The 17,213-nt window shown below is 69.8% G+C and carries 15 protein-coding genes; 6 read left to right on the top strand and 9 right to left on the bottom strand.

The window, feature by feature from the left end:
- Window positions 1–98 precede the first annotated feature (98 nt).
- Genes RCO28_RS14505 through RCO28_RS14495 form a run of 3 tightly spaced genes read right to left on the bottom strand, consistent with a single transcriptional unit; the run spans window position 99 to window position 3,171 of the window.
- The gene (locus RCO28_RS14505) at window positions 99–1,415 is read right to left on the bottom strand and encodes a sugar ABC transporter substrate-binding protein (RefSeq protein WP_308941489.1); all 1,317 of its coding nucleotides are present in this window, start codon (window positions 1,413–1,415) and stop codon (window positions 99–101) included.
- Window positions 1,415–2,248: a carbohydrate ABC transporter permease gene (locus tag RCO28_RS14500; protein WP_308941488.1), complete on the bottom strand. Its 834-nt coding sequence runs from the start codon at window positions 2,246–2,248 to the stop codon at window positions 1,415–1,417. The genes RCO28_RS14505 and RCO28_RS14500 overlap by 1 nt, the downstream gene beginning before the upstream one ends.
- Entirely contained in the window at window positions 2,248–3,171 is a 924-nt protein-coding gene (locus RCO28_RS14495; RefSeq protein WP_308941487.1) for a sugar ABC transporter permease, read from the bottom strand. The genes RCO28_RS14500 and RCO28_RS14495 overlap by 1 nt, the downstream gene beginning before the upstream one ends.
- A 306-nt stretch (window positions 3,172–3,477) precedes the next feature.
- Between RCO28_RS14495 and RCO28_RS14490 the strand changes: the two genes are divergently transcribed.
- The gene (locus tag RCO28_RS14490; RefSeq protein ID WP_308941486.1) at window positions 3,478–4,332 is read left to right on the top strand and encodes an aminoglycoside phosphotransferase family protein; all 855 of its coding nucleotides are present in this window, start codon (window positions 3,478–3,480) and stop codon (window positions 4,330–4,332) included.
- A 159-nt stretch (window positions 4,333–4,491) separates the two neighbouring features.
- Here RCO28_RS14490 and RCO28_RS14485 read toward each other — a convergent pair whose 3' ends face one another.
- From RCO28_RS14485 to RCO28_RS14475, 3 genes are all read right to left on the bottom strand, one after another.
- Window positions 4,492–5,205 carry a 3'-5' exonuclease gene (locus tag RCO28_RS14485; protein ID WP_308941485.1) on the bottom strand — a complete coding sequence of 238 codons (714 nt, stop codon included), beginning with the start codon at window positions 5,203–5,205 and terminating at the stop codon, window positions 4,492–4,494.
- 245 nt (window positions 5,206–5,450) lie between these two features.
- Entirely contained in the window at window positions 5,451–6,692 is a 1,242-nt protein-coding gene (locus RCO28_RS14480) for an SAV2148 family HEPN domain-containing protein (protein ID WP_308941484.1), read from the bottom strand.
- A gap of 139 nt (window positions 6,693–6,831) precedes the next feature.
- Window positions 6,832–8,058: an MFS transporter gene (locus tag RCO28_RS14475; RefSeq protein ID WP_308941483.1), complete on the bottom strand. Its 1,227-nt coding sequence runs from the start codon at window positions 8,056–8,058 to the stop codon at window positions 6,832–6,834.
- Between the two features lie 93 nt (window positions 8,059–8,151).
- Between RCO28_RS14475 and RCO28_RS14470 the strand changes: the two genes are divergently transcribed.
- A complete protein-coding gene (locus tag RCO28_RS14470; RefSeq protein ID WP_308941482.1) occupies window positions 8,152–8,385 on the top strand; it encodes a hypothetical protein in 234 nt (77 codons plus the stop codon).
- A gap of 381 nt (window positions 8,386–8,766) precedes the next feature.
- Complete coding sequence (locus tag RCO28_RS14465; protein ID WP_308941481.1) at window positions 8,767–10,035, top strand: M14 family zinc carboxypeptidase; 1,269 nt, start codon at window positions 8,767–8,769, stop codon at window positions 10,033–10,035.
- A 132-nt stretch (window positions 10,036–10,167) separates the two neighbouring features.
- On the opposite strand, the gene RCO28_RS14460 is transcribed toward RCO28_RS14465, so the two are convergent.
- Window positions 10,168–10,719, bottom strand: coding sequence for a DUF1707 and FHA domain-containing protein (locus RCO28_RS14460; protein WP_308941480.1), 552 nt, complete (start codon window positions 10,717–10,719; stop codon window positions 10,168–10,170).
- A gap of 315 nt (window positions 10,720–11,034) precedes the next feature.
- Between RCO28_RS14460 and RCO28_RS14455 the strand changes: the two genes are divergently transcribed.
- Both RCO28_RS14455 and treZ read left to right on the top strand, forming a co-directional pair.
- Window positions 11,035–11,937, top strand: a complete 903-nt coding sequence (locus RCO28_RS14455) for a GNAT family N-acetyltransferase (RefSeq protein WP_308941479.1) — start codon at window positions 11,035–11,037, stop codon at window positions 11,935–11,937.
- Window positions 11,938–12,130: 193 nt separating this feature from the next.
- A complete protein-coding gene (gene treZ, locus RCO28_RS14450; RefSeq protein ID WP_308941478.1) occupies window positions 12,131–13,993 on the top strand; it encodes a malto-oligosyltrehalose trehalohydrolase in 1,863 nt (620 codons plus the stop codon).
- 129 nt (window positions 13,994–14,122) lie between these two features.
- Here the strand turns inward: treZ and RCO28_RS14445 are convergent, their stop codons facing one another.
- Entirely contained in the window at window positions 14,123–15,247 is a 1,125-nt protein-coding gene (locus RCO28_RS14445; protein ID WP_308941477.1) for an aminopeptidase P family protein, read from the bottom strand.
- 242 nt (window positions 15,248–15,489) lie between these two features.
- Here RCO28_RS14445 and RCO28_RS14440 point away from each other — a divergent pair, with 242 nt between their 5' ends.
- The gene (locus tag RCO28_RS14440; protein ID WP_308941476.1) at window positions 15,490–16,245 is read left to right on the top strand and encodes a phosphodiesterase; all 756 of its coding nucleotides are present in this window, start codon (window positions 15,490–15,492) and stop codon (window positions 16,243–16,245) included.
- A 15-nt stretch (window positions 16,246–16,260) separates the two neighbouring features.
- Here the strand turns inward: RCO28_RS14440 and RCO28_RS14435 are convergent, their stop codons facing one another.
- Complete coding sequence (locus RCO28_RS14435; protein ID WP_308941475.1) at window positions 16,261–16,914, bottom strand: PDZ domain-containing protein; 654 nt, start codon at window positions 16,912–16,914, stop codon at window positions 16,261–16,263.
- Between the last annotated feature and the right edge of the window lie 299 nt (window positions 16,915–17,213).

Raw genomic sequence — 17,213 nt, 5'->3', positions numbered from 1 at the left:
ACAGCGGCTGCGGCAGGCGGCGCGGCCCCCTGTCTCTGAAACCTGGCCAGCACGATCCCTGACACCAGGCCAGCACTATCTCTGACACCGGGCCAGCACTATCTCTGATACCGGGCCAGCACCAGATTCCCGTCCTCGACCAGCCGTCTCCTCAGCTCACCCATGCTGATCGCCCCGCTGTAGTACTCCTGCAGCGCAGGCGTCGCCACCTTGTCCTTCCATTCCGGGTAGCCCCGCACCGACTGCGCCGGCGCCGACCGCAGGTGCTCGGCGAGCTCCGTGCCCGTCGCCCAGTCGTTCTTCTCCGCGTGCAGAGCGGGATCCTTCAGGGCCTCGGTGCCGGTCGGCAGCATCCAGTCACCCTGAGCGAGCCGCACCATGTTCTCGGCCTGCAGCAGGAAGTCGATGAACGCCATCGCCTCCTTCTTGTGCGGGCTGTCCTCCGCGATCGACAACGTCTGGGGACTCACTCCCTGAGTCAGCCCGTCAGCCCCCGCCGGCGCGGGCAGCACCTGCCAGTCGAAGCCGTCGGGCGCCTGCTGGACGATCTGCTGCCGGTACGAGAACCCGAGCGGCACCATCGCGTACTTGCCGCCGAAGAAGCCCGGCAGCGTGTCCGAGCCGCCCATACCCAGGGTTGAACTCGACGCGCTCTTATCGGAGTTGACCTGGTCGTGCACGGTCTTCGGCACCACCTGGTCGGCGGCGTCGAAGCGGACCTCCACCTTCCCGTCGTCGCCCCGATGGAAGACCTTGCCACCTGTCGACAAAGAGAGATTCAGCGTGGCCGAGACCGGCTCCTTCAGCGGCCAGGCCACCCCGTACTTCCCGTCGTCCGCATCCCCGCTCAGCTCGTCGGTGACCTTCCGGAACTCCTGCCAGGTCCAGGGCCTGTCCGGCGTGGGAATGCGCACCCCGGACTGCTTCAGCCACTTCGCGTTGGCGATCAGGACGCGCGGCTCCTGCAGGAACGGAACGCCGTAGATCCCGTCCCCGAAGGTCGCCGTCTCCCAACTGCGCTGCGGGATATCGGACTTCAGGCGCCCCGGCAGCAACTCCCCTAGATCCGCGAGATATCCGCCGTACGCGAAGTCCGCGAGGTCGTCCGAGGCGTCATGGATGATGTCGGGCGCCTCGCCACCCTCGAAGGACGTGAGCAGCTGATCGTGCACGCTGTCCCAACTGCCCTGGACATACTTGACCTGGACATCCGGGTGGGCGGCGTTCCACTCCTTCACCAGTTCCTTGTTGGCGTCCACCGACTCCTTCTGCCACGCAAGGGACTGGAACTGCAGCGTGATCCTGCCGCCGTCCTCCTCGGGCTCGCCGGAGCAGCCGGTGAGCAGCAGCCCGAGTGCCGTCGCCGCGGCGGCGACGAGTCGGGCGCGCAGTCGCACGCGCGGGCGGGGCGCCATCAGTGCTTCACCGCCCCGGCCAGCATGCCGCCGGTGATGCGCTTCTGGATGAGCGCGAAGATCACGAGCGACGGGATGGTCGCGAGGAACGCGGCAGCGGCGAGCGGTCCCAGGTCGGCGACGCCCTCGGTGCCGATGAAGCGGTTCAGGATGACCGGCAACGTCTGCTTCTCCGGGGTCTTGAGCAGGACGAGCGCGAAGAAGAACTCGTTCCATGCGGTGATGAAGGCGAACATCGCGGTCGCCACGATGCCGGGCGCGAGCAGTGGCGCGGTCACCGAGACCAGCGTGCGCAGCTTGCCCGCCCCGTCCACGGCCGCGGCCTCCTCCAACTCGGGCGGTACGGCGCGGACATAGCCGACGAGCATCCACAGCGCGAACGGCAGCGCCCACACCACGTACACCATGATCAGACCGAGCAGCGAGTTGATCAGGTGGAGGTTCTTCAGGATCAGGAACAGCGGGATGATGATCAGGACGAACGGGAACGCCTGGCTGATCACCACCCAGCCCGTGGCCGCCTTGGCGAGCCGGTTGCGGTGCCGCGCCATCACGTACGCCATCGGCGTCGCGATGACGACGGCGACGAGGGCCGCGCTCACGGCCACGAGCAGCGAGTTCGTCATCGCCTGCAGCAGCGGCTGTTCGTCGAAGGCCTGCGTGAAGTTCTGCAGCGTGGGGTCGCGCGGGATCCACGTGGGATCGAGGCTGCCGAGCTCCTTCGCCGGCTTGAACGCCGTGGAGATCAGCCAGGCGAACGGGAAGGCCAGGAAGACGAGATACGCAGCGAGCGCCACGTACTGCGCGGCGCGCGCCGACTTGGAGGTACGCATCACGACTCGTCGCCTCCCTTCAGGCGGCCCACGAGATAGAACGCGAGGATCACCGAGATCACCGCGACCATCACGCAGCCCATCGCCGCCGCGTAGCCGAACTGGCCGTAGCGGAAGGCCTCTTCGTAGGCGAACAGCATCGGCAGTCGGGTACGGCCGCCCGGGCCGCCCTGCGTGAGCACGTACACGAGGGCGAAGGAGTTGAAGTTCCAGATGAAGTTGAGGGCCGTGATGGACAGGGCGACCGGTTTGATCGCGGGCCAGGTGACGGTGCGGAAGCGGCGCCAGGCGCCCGCTCCGTCCATGGCGGCGGCCTCGTGCAACTCCCGCGGGGTGTTCTGCAGTCCGGCGAGCAGCGCGACCGTCGTCTGCGGCATGCCGGCCCACACGCCGACGACGATCACGGCGAACAGCGCGGTCGCCGTGCCCGTCAGCCAGTCCCGGCCCTCGCCGAGGCCTAGGTTGGAGAGCGTCTCGTTGAGCACGCCCGCGTCCGGGTGGTAGACGAGCCGCCACATGATGCCGACGACGACCTCGGGCATCGCCCACGGGATGATCGCGAGCGCCCGCGCCAGCCAGCGGAAGCGGAGGTTCTGGTTGAGCAGCAGGGCCAGGCCGAGCGCCAGGAAGAACTGCGGCACGGTGACACCGACCGCCCAGAGCAGGCCGATCCGGAACGAGTCCCAGAACAGCGTGTCCTGCAGCAGGTCCTGGAAGTTGAGGCCGCCCACCCACTGGGTTGCGGACGTCCGGCCGGACTGGGCGTCGGTGAACGACAGCGCGATGCCGTACAGCAGCGGGCCGACGCTCAGGACCAGAATGGGGATCAGCGCGGGCAGCACCAGGAACCAGGCAGCGTGGTCCCCTGTTCTGCTTGCGCGCTGCTGCTTCGCTGACCGCTTCGTCGCGGTCGCCAATGTCACGGAATCGGCTCCTTCAGGCGGTTGGTATGGGGATGGCCTGCCCGTCTCCCGCCACCGCCCTTCCTTGGAAGCGCTTCGCGCCGTGACCCGTCCCAGGCGGCCACCGTCATCGTGCTGATGGTGCGTGGGTACGTCAAGCGTGCGCGCATGCCTTGTGGCCTGTGCGAACGCGCCCGCGCCGGCTGCGAGACTGGGCGGCGTACACAGGGATCGGCGATGTGCTCGGCGGGCTCGATGGCGGTATGCGCGACTCCGTTTCGCGTGCGCCGCCGCACTTCGTGCGCAGCGCGCTGCGGGAGGCAGGACATGGACGAGGCACGAGCGCGGGACGTGCTGGCCGAAGCCGGGGTGGCGGGGGACTCGGAACTCCTCGCCCTGGGTGAGAACGCGGTGTTCGGCACCGGCGACCTGGTCGTGAAGGTCGGCCGGGCGGCGCCCGAACTCCTCGATCGTGCCCGGCGCGAACTGGGCGTCGCGCGCTGGCTCGAGGAGTGCGAGGTCCCCGCGGTGCGGGCCGCGGAGCCCGAACCCCGGGTCGTGGACGGCCATCCGGTGACCTTGTGGCATCGCCTCGGTCCCGCGCTGCGGCCCGCCGAACCGGCCGATCTGGCCGGGCTGCTCCGCCTGGTGCATGCTCTTCCCTCCCCTCCGGTCGAACTGCCGCGCCGCGAACTGCTCGGCGGCGTCGAACGCTGGCTGCGTCTCGCAGGCGATGTGATCTCACCGGCCGACGCCGACTATCTGCGTGAGCGCAGGGACGGCTTCGCCGCCGCGGCCGCCGCGCTCACCCCTCATCTGCCGCCGGGCCCGATCCACGGCGACGCCCTCCCCCGCAACGTCCATGTCGGGCCCGACGGACCGGTCCTGGTGGACCTGGAGACGTTCTCCGCGGACCTCCGCGAGCACGACCTGGTGGTCATGGCCCTGTCCCGCGACCGGTACGGCCTTCCGCCCGAGGCCTACGACGCGTTCGTCACGACGTACGGCTGGGACGTACGGGAGTGGGACGGGTGCGCGGTGTTGCGTGGTGCGCGAGAGACGGCGAGCTGCGCGTGGGTGTCACAGCACGCGCCCACCAACCCCAAGGCCCTCGCCGAATTCCGCAGGCGCGTCGCGTCGTTGCGGGACGGGGACCCCGAGGTGCGCTGGTACCCGTTCTGAGTTCGGGCGGCGTCGGTCTGTCCCGAGTGGGGCGAGGTGCCGGTGGACTTCCCCCGCTCGCAGGCCTGTTCAGGCCGAAACGTTCAGGACCAGACGTTCAGATCGAGACGTTCAGCCCGAGACGTTCAGCCTGAGATTCCGAGACGTTCAGCCCGAGATTCAGGCCGATATGCTCCGCAGCGGCCAGTGCCCGTCGATCACCGCGGTCTCATCTCCCTTGCTGCGCAGGAACTTCTGGAAGTCGGCCGCCCATTCCGCGTACCACTCGACCTGCCGACGGTGGAGTTCCGCGGGGCCGAGGCTGCCGACCTTGGGATGCCTGACCGCTATCGCAGAGGCGAGGCGGGCGGCGGCGAGGGCGTCCGCGGTGGCGTCGTGCGCGGAGTCGAGGCGGACGCCGTACACCGAGCAGACGGCCTCCAGGTTCCGCTTCCCCTTGCGGTATCGATCGACGGATCGGTCGATGGTGTACGGGTCGATGACCGGCGCCGGTTCGATGCCGCCGAGCCGCTCACGCAGGGACGGCAGTCCGTACCGGTGCAGTTCCGCGGAGAGCAGGGTCAGGTCGAAGGCGGCGTTGTACGCCACCACCGGGACGCCCGACTGCCAGTACCCGGTCAGGGCGCGGGCCAGTTCGTCGGCCACCTGGTCGGCCGGACGGCCCTCCGCTCGGGCGCGCTCGTTGCTGATGCCGTGCACGTCCACGGCCTCCTGCGGTATCGGCACTCCCGGATCGGCCAGCCACTCGCGACGTCCCATCGACTCCCCGCCCTTGACCTCGATCAGCGCGCCCGTGACGATCCGCGCCTCGCACGGGTCCGTGCCCGTGGTCTCCAGGTCGAAGCCGATCAGCAGATCCTGGTGCCAGCCCATCCGTGGCCCTCCTTCGTGGTGCTCTCCCCCATGTGCGTTTCACGATCGCATGCGCCACTGACAATCCGACTGGCGCGTTCCGCTTCGACCTCTGACCTGCGTCGCATCCGTCGCGGCAGTCCGGCGCTCCGCTCGCGGGGACGAAGAGATGCTCCCCACCCCGGGCCCTCGACGGGGGATCCGAGTCCGCCCGCTGACGAGATGGTCGAAGACGCCGACCAGGACATGAGGCCGCCGCCCGACAGTCAGGACACAGGGCGCGAATCCGCCCACACCGACTCGAACTCCTCGCGGTACGTCTCGAACAACCCGTGCTCGCCGCCCCCACCCGCCTTGACCACGCGCCCCCCGCCGCGCAGCACGAGTACGGGGGCCTCCATGCCGCGAGTGCGCCGTAGGTAGGACTGGACGACGGCCACTCCGTCCGATCCGTCACCATCGACCATGTACGCGGTGAAGCGTGGAGTTTCGTCGAAGACGTGGATCTGGAAGGCGCCCGGGTCGCGTAGGCGGGAGCGCACACGCCGCATGTGCAGGATGTTCATCTCGACCGAACGACTCAACTCGCCCCGCTTGATGCCGAGTTCACGTTCCCGGCGCTTGACCGCACTGCTCGCCGGGTTGAGGAAGAGCAGCCTTATGCGGCTGCCGGTCTCCGCGAGCCGCACCAGTCGGCGGCCGGAGAAGTTCTGGGCCAGGAGGTTCAGGCCTATGCCGATCGCGTCGAGGCGCCGCGCCCCGCCGAAGATGTCCTCGGCGGGGAACTGGCGCAGCAGTCGCACCCGGTCCGGGTGCACACCCACCACGTCCGCGTACCGGTCGCCGACTATGTCCTCGACCGCGTCGACGGGCAGCCTCCGCGCGGAGGGCACGTCCGTGTCGGCGCCGAGCATCTCCAGGAGCCGGGCCGAAGCCCGCTCCGCCTGTGCGAGAACGGTCTCCGAGAGGGCGCGGTTCCGGGAGACGACGTTCCGCGCGACTTCCAGCTCGTCCAGGGCGAGTTCGACGTCCCGGCGGTCGTCGAAGTACGGCTCGAAGCAGGGCCAGTGCTGCACCATCAGCTCGCGCAGCTGAGGCAGCGTCAGAAAGCTGAGGACGTTGTCGTCCGCCGGGTCGAGCAAGTAGCCCTTGCGGCGGCTGACTTCGCGTACGGCGACGGCGCGCTGCACCCACTCCTGACCCGCGGGCCCTGCCGCGGCCACCACCCAGTCGTCGCCGTGGACGGGCTCGTACACGGGCCGGACGACCGCCGAGACGACGGCGCGCAGTCGCTGTTCGACGAGGTTCAGCCAGATGTAGGCGCGGCCGGCCCGCTGGGCGCGCGTGCGCACCTCGTGCCAGGCGTCGGCGCCCCAGTCCAGTTCCGGCCCTATCTGCGCGGCCGTGTCCATCGGACGCGCCAGGGACACCGCAGAGGGCGGGGCGTCGCCGGCGCCTCCCTCGCGACCCTCGTCGCCAGGGGGCAGCTCAAGACCGCCCGAGCTCACCCACGCACCGCCTTCCGCTCCCCCCTTGGGACCCCGTTCGGGATCATGGTCCGGAGTCTTGGTCGAGACCCGGTTCAACGATCAAGGAAGGGTACTCCGGGAGCGGTCGACGGTGCAGCCGGATGCTCAGGCTCTTTTCTCAACCTCCTTGCCCCACACGGCCGTTCCGGCTCGCGAGCCCCGGCGGAGTGAGCGGATTCATAGCGGTCAGATCACGTGGGCCCGTGAGAACCCTTGCCGATGCGCTGGTATCGGTTCCTGTCCTCGCCCCCAGGGGATGCGGTGGAACCTCATGTTGACCCACGTGCTCGGGTGTTCTGACTGACAGCTCGCCACCGCCCCCAGGACGGGCCGCGAGGGCGACGAAGAAGGCCAGCGCCGCGGCCGCACTACCGACGGCGAAAGCGGCCGCGGGGCCGTACGACTCCGCGAGGCGCCCGGCGACAGCGAGTGTGACCGCCTGACCGCCGACGAACGCGCTCGACGCGAACGTCATGCCCTCCGCCAGCCGTTCACGCGGAACGGCCCTCTCTGTAAGGCCGAATCCGGTGATCAGGTTGGGCGCGAAGATGGCGCCCAAAACCGTCACTGCCAGATACAGACCGGCCAGTGAATCCGTCCACACCAGAGGGAGCGAGAGCAGCGCGGCAGCCGCCGTCGCCACGCGCCAGCGCAGCAGCAGGCAGATGCGTCCGGGCAGCGCCGCCATGGAGAGACCGACGAGGGCACTCATGACGCCCATCGCCGCGTACACGAGACCCGCCTGGTCCGGTCGCCCCAACTCCTCTGTGAGGGCTGTAATTCCGGCACCGCAACCGCCGAGCAGCACACCCAGGAGTACGAGGCCGACCCGCACCACGTACACCTGGCGTGGCATGCGCCGTGCCGCACCACGCGCGCGTGCGTGTTCCTCCGCCGCACGCGCGCGTGGCTGTTCTTGTCGCCCCTTGTACTGGCCGTCCGCTCGCCCCTCGTACTGGCCTTCCGCCGGCGTCGGCACCAGGGTGAGCGCGGTCGGGTGCAGCGCGAACCCGGTTCCGCAGACGGCCACGAGGAGCGCCGCCAGGAGCATCGCGTACGCCGGGTGTCCGACGACCGCGGCGAGGCCCACGGCCGCGGGCCCGAGCACGAAGGACACCTCGTCCATGGTGCTTTCCAGGGACATCACCGCGTCGGCGAGCCGGTTGTCGGCCCTGCCCCGGCGGGCGAGCGCCAGGACGCGGGCCCGCGCCAGCGGTCCGATAGCGGGCACCGACGCGCCTGCCAGCGCCCCGAGGAGAACCAGCAGCGGTGTGGGCGCACCCAGCAGGGCGCCCGCCGTGAACGTGCTGATGGCGATCGCGTTGGCCAACGCGAAGACCAGCACCACGCGACGCTGCCCGTGACGGTCCGCGAGGCGACGACGAACGGCCCCATCGCCACCTGCCCGAGAGCCAGAGCGCAGGCCACCATGCCGCCGGTGGCGAGCGAGCCGCTGGTCCTGGTGACCATCAGGACGCTGCCCATCTGGATGATCGCCGTGGGCAGCCGCCCCAGGAAGGAGATCACCGGAAGCAGCACACCGGAGAGCCCGATCACCTCCCGGTACGTCTGCAACGTCCCGGGAGCGGAATCTCGGCGTTGCTCTGCTCCCGTGTCCCCTGCGGCATCGTTCGAAGGTATCGCCCTCGTCGGCGCGGCACGCATGCGGTGATGGCACGAAAGCGGAGCAGGGCGGTACGTAGGTTCGCATGACGACCGTGCACTGCTCCGGACCGCACTCGTAGGCGGGCTTTTCGACGCTCAGGGTAAGGATTTCCGTCACTTGCGTCGCGCGTACCGCGCCCGTGGGGCTGAAGGAGGCCTGGAGCCGGAGCGTCAGGCGCTCCCCTGCGGAGCGCGCGGGAAGTCTCCGCTCCGCTCAGTCACTCAAATGGCGCGCCAAATACGGATGTTGAGCGCATAACAGCCTCAAGTACCTACCGTCCGCATAGCGGAGCGCTTCCATCCGCATACGCACAGTGGCGCCAGCGCCTTGACAGGGGCTTCAGGGCGTGGGGTACTGCGGATGCGCACGCCGGGAGGACCAACGGGGGTGAGTCACCTGACGGAGCAGCACTATCCCAGTGTGACGGAACTCGTCCTGTCCGCACGGGCCTTGGTGGCTGAAAGCCCCGACCTCTGCGAGTTGCGACGGATCGGCACCTCGCGCGCGGGGCGCCCGCTGCACCTGCTGTCCGTGGGGCGGGCTGAGCAGCGCGTCCTGGTCGTCGCGGGTGCCCACTCCAACGAGCCCGTGGGTGGCCCCACAGCCCTCCATCTGGCCCGACGCGCGGTGCACGAGGAGCAGCTACGGTCCGGGACCAGCTGGCACTTCCTGCTCAGCGCCGACCCGGACGGCGCGGCCCTGCACCGCGCGTCCGCGCCCCGCTCGCTGTTCGACTACCACCGGCACTTCTTCCGCCCCGCCGGTCCCGAACAGCCTGAGTGGGCGCCGTCGGTGCTGCCCCCGGACGAGTGGCCGCCCGAAACCCGCGCCCTCTTGAACGTCATCGACGAGCTGCGGCCGTACCTCCAGGTGTCCCTTCACGGCACCGATCTGGGCGGCAGCTGGGTGCAGTTGACGCAGGACATACCAGGCCTCGCAGAGCCCTTCGCCAAGTCCGCCGCCCAGCTGCACATCCCGATAGAGACCAGCACGTCAGACGCCGCAGGCTGGCCGATAGCCGGCCCTGGGGTACACGTCATGCCGGACCCGGGCACGGACGCGCTGTTCCCGAGCCTGCCCGAGGACGTGACACGGTCGACCTGGCACCACGTGCACCGGTACGGCGGCAGCACGGCCATCGTCGAGGTCCCGATGTGGGCGAGCGATCTTGTCGACGATCCGGCACGTCACCCGGCGCCGCACGAGGCCCTCCAGCGGGTCTCCGGAAGGCTGCGAGCGCAGGCCCTGCGGGTGGAGGGCCTGCTGCAGGAGACGGGGCTCAGAGAGGCCAAGGAGCGGTCGCTGCCCGAGGGGTGCGGACCGCTGCTGCGGGCCTCTCGCTGGGCGTTGGGGCTCGTGCCCGGCCTCGCGGAGGACTGGCTGCGCCCACCGCCGAAGGGCGCGACGATGACGTACGTGTCCAGCATCGACGCCTTCGGCCGCCGGCTGCCCCTGCGGGCCGCGGCGATGCTGCTCCGGGTGCTCGACGAGGCGGGAGATCCGGCGGCGGCCCGCCTGGAGCGGCTGGTCGCCCAGTGGAGCAGCTCCTTCGAGAGCCACTTCAAAGCGCGCTGGGTGCCGCTGGAGCATCAGGTGGAACACCAGTCCCGCACGGCCGTCGCAGCGGCCCGGCACGCACGCGTGAAGGTGAATTAGCGCAGGTCTGCACGCGCGCGTAAGGCAGGAGGATTCCCGCGCCTACGCGCGCGTGCAGGCGAACTCCCGCACCTACGCGCGTGCAGGAACGAGCTCCGGCGCCCACACACGTACAGCCTGACCCGTCACAACTCACTGCACAGCAAGCCGAAAACTCATCGAGCCGAAGCTCACATGGTCGCCATCTCGCACCACCGCGGCAGCGACCACCCGGCGGCCGTTGACGGTCGTGCCGTTGGTCGAGCCCAGGTCGCGCAGCACCCAGTGGCCGCCCTGCATACGCAGCTCGGCGTGCACGCGCGAGACGGTGTCGTGGCTGAGCCGCAGACCGCTGGACGGGTCGCGGCCGATACGCAGCGGATAGGGGCCCGGCTCGGGAAGCAGCAGCTTGGGCAGCCGCTCCGACTGCCACGCGCGACGCACCCGCACGGTGAACGCCGACGCGGCGCTGACCGCGCCGGTCACGAGCGCACTCCAACGGCCTTGCGCGGAAGGCAGATCGGCGGTCAACGCGGCCAGCTGATCGGCCCGCCGCGCGACGAGTGCGAGCTCCATGCGGCGTACGTACGTGTCGTGCGAGAGTCGCCCCTGGACCACGCCATCCTGCAGCGCGCGCAGCGCCTTGTCGCGTTCGGCGTCCGAGAGCCGCGCGGGATACGTGGGGAACTCGAAGGAGGGCGTCACGTCCGCGATTGTCGGACAGGGCCGCCGGAGTGTCCAGAAAACCCGGAACTTCGCCCGTCGCTGACCAGCACGAACCCTGTTCCGTACGCCGGTTGACGGGCCGGGGCTGCGGCCGGATCCGGCACTGCGGCGACCGAAAACCACTGGACGGAGGTGCGCGGCGCCCATAAGGTCGCAGCGACGCCACTGCTTGCGAACTGCGGAAAGGAGGCGAGAGCCATGAAGTGCACGACCCTGCCACTGCGCTCCCGCCCCGTCCGTGCGGCGTCCCTGGTCTGAACGGGAGCGTTCCGTTTCACTTCCGGAGGACTCTCCATGACCGATCTGGTCATCCGCGCGCTCACCGAAGAAGACGCGCATCTGTTCAACTCCCTTTCCGACCCCGGTCTCGCGGGCCGCGCCGTCATGGGCGTCGAGTACCGCACACGGGCCGCGGGCGGCGACTATCTGCCCGAGTGGACCTACGTGGCGTTGCGCGACGGCAAAGTCGTGGCCAGGGCCGCCTGGTGGGGCTCACCGCAGGACACGACACCGCTGAACCTCAACTGGTTCGACTTCGCCGACGGCGAGCACGACGCGGCCGTCACACTGCTGCGTGAAGCGCCCTTCGACGTCGACTACGAGCTGATCCTGCCCTCGGACTGGCGAGAGCGCCCGGAGGCCACCGCAGCGGCTCAGGCGCGGATCTCGGCGGCCGAGGCGGCGGGCAAGCGGCCGCTCGTGGAACGACTCCGGTACGCGTGGACCCCGGACTGCGGGCTTCCGGTCCGCCCCGCCCGACTGCGGTTCCGCGAGGAGCACGACGACGCGCTCCTTCTCGACGCACTACGCAGGATCCACGCCGACACCCTCGACGCCCACGCCTTGCGCGCCAAGGAGGCGGGCGGTGTGGAACAGGCAGCACGGGAGGAGCTGGAGTACATCCACTGGTGCCCCGAGGTCTGGCCACAGCTGGCCTTCACGGAGCAGGGCGAGCTGGTGGGGCTGCATCTGCCATGCCGCATCCCGTCGGGGTTCGCCGCCGGGTTCATCGGTGTGGTGCCGGAGCAGCGCGGTCACGGGTACGCGTACGACCTGCTGGCCGAGTCGACACACTTCCTCAGCGAGCGCGGCGCCGACCGCGTCGTCGCGGCGACGGATGTCGGCAACTTCCCCATGGCGGCGAATTTCGCGAAGGCGGGCTATCCGGTGACGCAGAAGCGCATCGACCTGGTCTGAAGCGGCCTGCCTCCAGCCATATCGATGCCGCAGTAAGACCCCAGTGATCCCGCACCTTTTCGGCCACATCGATGTGCTGGATTGTGCTGGATTCACCGGCGAAATGATCTCTGGTGCAGCACCATGGTCGGGCGAGGTCACTGACAGCGTCCGGCCGGACACGTCGGCCGGCAACACAGACGGGGGGCCGTCCGTGCAGTTCGAGGTGTGGGCACCACAGGCGCAGGACCGGGTTACGCTCCAACTGGAAGGCAGTACGCGCGCGTTGGAGCGTGATCCGGAACGGCGCGACTGGTGGGTGGCCGAGGCAGAGGCGGAACACGGCGCGCGGTACGGGTACGTCGTCGACGGAGACGGTAACGACGACAGCGACAGCGACGGCTATGGCGACAGCGGCGGCGATGGCGACGCCCCATCCGGCGTCGGATCCCATGCCCGCTCCGGGTCAGGCTCCGGATCCGGCGAAGCGGTGGTTCTTCCCGACCCGCGTTCCTTGTGCCAGCCGGACGGCCCGAGCGGGCTCAGCGCCGTCGTGGACCACGAGGCGTACACCTGGCGCACACCGTGGCCGGGAAAGCCGCTCACGGGCGCCTCAGTGCTCTACGAGCTGCACGTCGGCACCTTCACCCGAGAGGGCACTCTGGACGCCGCTGCGCAACGCCTGGGCCATGTGGCCGAGTTGGGGGCCACGCACGTCCAGCTGATGCCCCTGTGCCCGCTTCCGGGGCGGCACGGCTGGGGGTACGAGGGCGGATCCCCGTGGGCTGTGCACGAGCCCTACGGCGGGCCCGACGCACTGAAGCGCTTTGTCGACACCGCACACGGGCTGGGGCTCGGAGTGGTGCTCGACGTGGTGCACCATCAGCTGGATCCGTCGAAGACCCAACTCGCCGCGTACGGACCGTACTTCGTGAGCGGATCCGGACCGAGCAACTCCGTCAACCTGGACGCCGAGGGGTCCGACGAGGTGCGCTCGTATCTCATCGGCAGTGCCCTCTCCTGGCTGCGGGACTTCCGGATCGACGGGCTCCGCCTGGATTCCGTGGACGCTCTGCGCGACACGCGCGCGTGCCACTTCCTGGAGGAGTTGTCCGGGGAAGTGGACGATCTCGCAGCCGAGTTGGGGCGACCGCTGTTCCTCGTCGCGGACTCCGAGCAGCGTGATCCGCGTCTGACCACGCCGCGCCAGGAGGGCGGGCTCGGCGTGCACGCCCAGTGGAACGAGGATTTCCACCACGCCCTGCACACGGCGCTGACCGGCGAGGAACAGGGCCCCTACGCCGACTTCGCACCGGCTCCCCTCAAGGCGCTCGGCAAGACGCTGACGTCCGCGTTCTTCCACGACGGTGGCTATTCGACCGCGCGGGGCCGCGGTCACGGCCGCCCTGCAGACCGGGCGCGTACCCCCGCGCACCGCTTCGTGGGGTACGCGCAGAGCCACGCCCAGGTGGGAAAGCGTGCACAAGGAGACCGGCTTTCAGCGTCCCTCGCACCTGGCCTGCTGGCGTGCGCGGCGGCACTCACACTCACATCGCCCTGCACGCCGATGGTGTTCATGGGTGAAGAGTGGGCTGCCGGAACACCCTGGCAGTTCTTCACGGACCACCCGGACCCCGAGAGCGTCGATGCCGTACGCCGGGCCCACAAGCGGGAGTTCGCAGCACAGGGGTGGGAGGCGCAGGAAATCCCGGACCCGCTGGATCCGGAGACCAGAAACCGCTCCTGTCTGAACTGGGACGAGCCTCAGAACGAGCACCACGCGCGCGTGCTGGCCTGGTATCGCACCCTGATCGCGCTACGACGGAGCCAGTCCGACCTGCGCGACCCGGACCTGGCGGCCGTGCGGGTCGCGTACGACGAGGCGGCACGGTGGCTGGTGTTCCGGCGCGGAGACCTGCGGATCGCCGTCAACCTCGCCAAGGAGCCTGCCGCGATCCCTCTGTTGGGCGGCAAGGCCTGCGTGCTCGCCTCCTGGGAACCGATCGAGGCTCCGGCCGCGGACGGCATCCTGCACCTGCCCGCGGAGTCGTGTGTGGTCCTCGGCCCGCTGCAGTGAGAACGGCCGCCTCGGGCCGCGGGAGGGCCGCCTGGCGTGGCGGCTCCCCCGGGGCCTGGGGCGGGCCCGCCCCAGGCCGTGCGATCTGCGCCGGGCAGCGTGCGCAGGCGGTCGCGGCCGGAGCGCGCGCTACTCGACGATCGTCAGCTCGCGCGCCGTGTTGTTGAGGCGCTGACCGCCCTCTTCGGTGACGGTCACGATGTCCTCGATGCGTACGCCGAACCGGCCCGGCAGGTACACACCGGGCTCCACGGAGAAGCACATGCCGGGCACCAGCGGCAGTTCCTCGCCCTCGATCATGTAGGGCGGTTCGTGGGTGGTGACGCCGATGCCGTGCCCGGTGCGGTGGATGAAGTACTCGCCGTAGCCGGCCTCATCGATGACTGTGCGCGCGACCCGGTCGATCTCCTGGCAGGCAACTCCCGGCTGCACGGAAGCGCACCCCGCGTTCTGCGCCTCGCGCACGAGATCGTGCACTTTCTTTTCCTCGGCGCTCGGTTCGCCGACGTGGACGGTGCGTGAAGTGTCCGAGCCGTAGCCGTGCTTGAGACCGCCGAAATCCAGCACGACCATGTCACCGTTCTCGATGGTCCGCTCGCCCGCCTCATGGTGCGGATTGGCACCGTTGGGGCCCGAACCGACCACGGTGAAGTCGACCTGGGAGTGCCCGAACTGCCGCAGCAGGTCGGCGAGATCGGCCGCCACATCGAGCTCCCTGCGACCGGAGAACCGCACCTTGAGGATCTCCTCATAGGTGGCGTCCGCCGCTGCGCCCGCAGCAGCGAGTCGTTCCAGCTCATGAGCGTCCTTGACCGCGCGCAGCATGGGCAGGGCCTCGGTGAGGGATGCAAACGACGTGCCGGGCAGTGCCTGCTGGAGGCCGAGCAGGTGCATGGCCCAGGCGTTGTCGCTGATGCCGAACCGGCCGTCGACGTCGAGGAGCGGGGCGGTGACGGCGTACGGATCCTTGCCGTCGGTCCAGTCCCGCAGGGTGACGGCGGGCGCTCCGGGGGCGCGCTCGGCGTCCGGGGCCTCCAAGGTGGGGACGACGAGGATCGGATCCTGCCCGGCAGCCAGTACGAGCAGGGTGAGCCGCTCCGTCGTGGCCGTGGGCTGGTAGCCGGTGAGCCACACGAGGTCGGGCCCCGGGGCGACGAGGAGGCCTGCCAGCCCGGCGTCTGCCGCGGACTGCGCGGCTCGCTCCATACGGGCCTTGTAGTCGTCGGCGGTGAACGGCGCGGGCGCGGATGTCATGGCTGCCTCCTGGGCGTTCCGGGACTCTCCCCGCAGGCATCATCGCCCGTGTCGCGATGAGGGCGCGAGCGGGCCGATGAGGGCGATGAGTGTGCCGAACATGGCCCATGGTCAGGTCCGGGACTCCGTCGCACCAAGGGTTTTCCACCCGCACAACTAATGCTTAGATGATCAACAACCATTAACCACAGGTCGCGGCGCCACGAAGTGACCGTCGGCCTGCCAGGGGGAGGCATCACACCGTGCTCGTACTGGCACAGATCAGCGACCTGCACCTGGACGGCACGCCACGCGCGACCGAACGCGCCGAGCGGGTCATGAAGCGGCTGAACAGCCTGCACACGCGCGTGGACGCCCTCCTCGTGACCGGGGACATCGCCGACCACGGCACGGAGGACGAGTACGAGGAGGCGGCACGCATCCTGAAGGCGCCGTTCCCCGTGCTCACCTGCCCAGGCAACCACGATGTGCGCGCGCCCTACCGCAAGGCCCTGTTGGGCGACACCGCCACAGAGCGCCCCGACGCACCCGTGAACACCGTCCATCGCATCGGTGGCACGGCCGTGTTGATGTGTGACTCCAGCATCCCCGGCCGCGACGACGGCCTTCTCCACGCGGAGACGTACGCCTGGATCGAGGCGACGCTCGACGACCTGGGTGCCGACATGCCCGCCCTGCTCGCCTTCCACCATCCGCCGGTGGCGGTGCACCACCCCCTGCCGGACGCCTACCCCTTGCGTCAACCCCAGCACCTCACCGCCCTGTTGGACCGCCGACCTCAGGTCAAGGCGGTCATCACCGGCCACGCACACTCTCCTGCGGCCACGGTTTTCGCGGGTCGCCCGCTCGTCGTCGGGCCCGGTGTGACGTGGACGCTGCAACTGCCCTGGGAGAGCGCCGAGGTGGCGGACCGCGCGGCCGACCCAGGGTTCGCGTTCCATGTACTTGACGACGAAGGGCGCCTGATCACGCACTTCCGGAGTGTGCAGTCCACCTGAACAACCCAGGTCGGGCTACGTCGCCACCCCGGGCGTGACGACGAGCGACCGGCGCTCACCGGTGCGGTCTCGCACGGTCAGCGTGAGGGCGGCTCCGGAGCGCGCCTTCGCCACGGCCGCGGCGAGGCCGGCCGCAGACACTGTCCGCACGTCGCCGACCGCGAGGATCACATCGCCACGCACCAGGCCCGCGGCGTAGGCAGGCCCGGGAACATGCACGCCGACGAGTTGCGCGCCGGATCCTGTCGGCAGGTCGACGACCTCCACGCCGAGCGTGGCACGCGCCGTTTCGCTCGCGGCATCCGCGTTCACAGCCGCCTCGCCTCCCACCGCCCCCTCCTGGCCGCCTTGCGGCTTCTGGCTCGACGGCGAGCCGGAGTCGTGCGAGGTCCCCTTCCGGCTCGGGTTTCCCAGCTCTCCCGACGGGCCCGATGGTTGACCTCCTGACGCCTGCTGCTTCAGGTCGGCGAGGCGGCTCATGCCGATGACCGTCGCCCCGACGGTGCCCAGGCCGACCCCGGCAAGCACGAGCATCACGGCGACGAGAACGCCGAGCAGAGCGGTCAACAGCCGCCTGCCGCGCCGTCGGACGGGTCGGGGCCGACACCCGGCTGTGGCCTCGCCGGCATGGCCGGGCATCGGCTTGGGACGCAACACTGTCTCTTCCATGGCTCGCCTCCGCGTGATGCTCTACCCCGCGGCCGACCACGGAACGATTCACGAAAGAGTGACTCATTTCGTACGGAGACGGGCGTTTATCTGCGATCTCGGACGCCGACTCGACCCCGCGTGTCGAAACGCCTGGTCAGGGCCGCTGCCAAGTCCGTTGTCAGTGGCGGCTGTTACCTTCTTCGTCATGGCAGATCGAGGGTCCGACACCCCTCGACTTGTCGGCCGCGCAACGGCAGAGAGCCCGCAGATCCGCTGAACTCGCTGAGCCCGTCAATCCACGGGCGAGCGGAAGCGGG

Origin of the sequence: Streptomyces sp. LHD-70 (assembly GCF_031157275.1) — a bacterium.
Classification (GTDB): domain Bacteria; phylum Actinomycetota; class Actinomycetes; order Streptomycetales; family Streptomycetaceae; genus Streptomyces.
The sequence above is the reverse complement of the archived record's forward strand: the minus strand, read 5'-3'. Positions and strand labels throughout refer to the sequence as shown.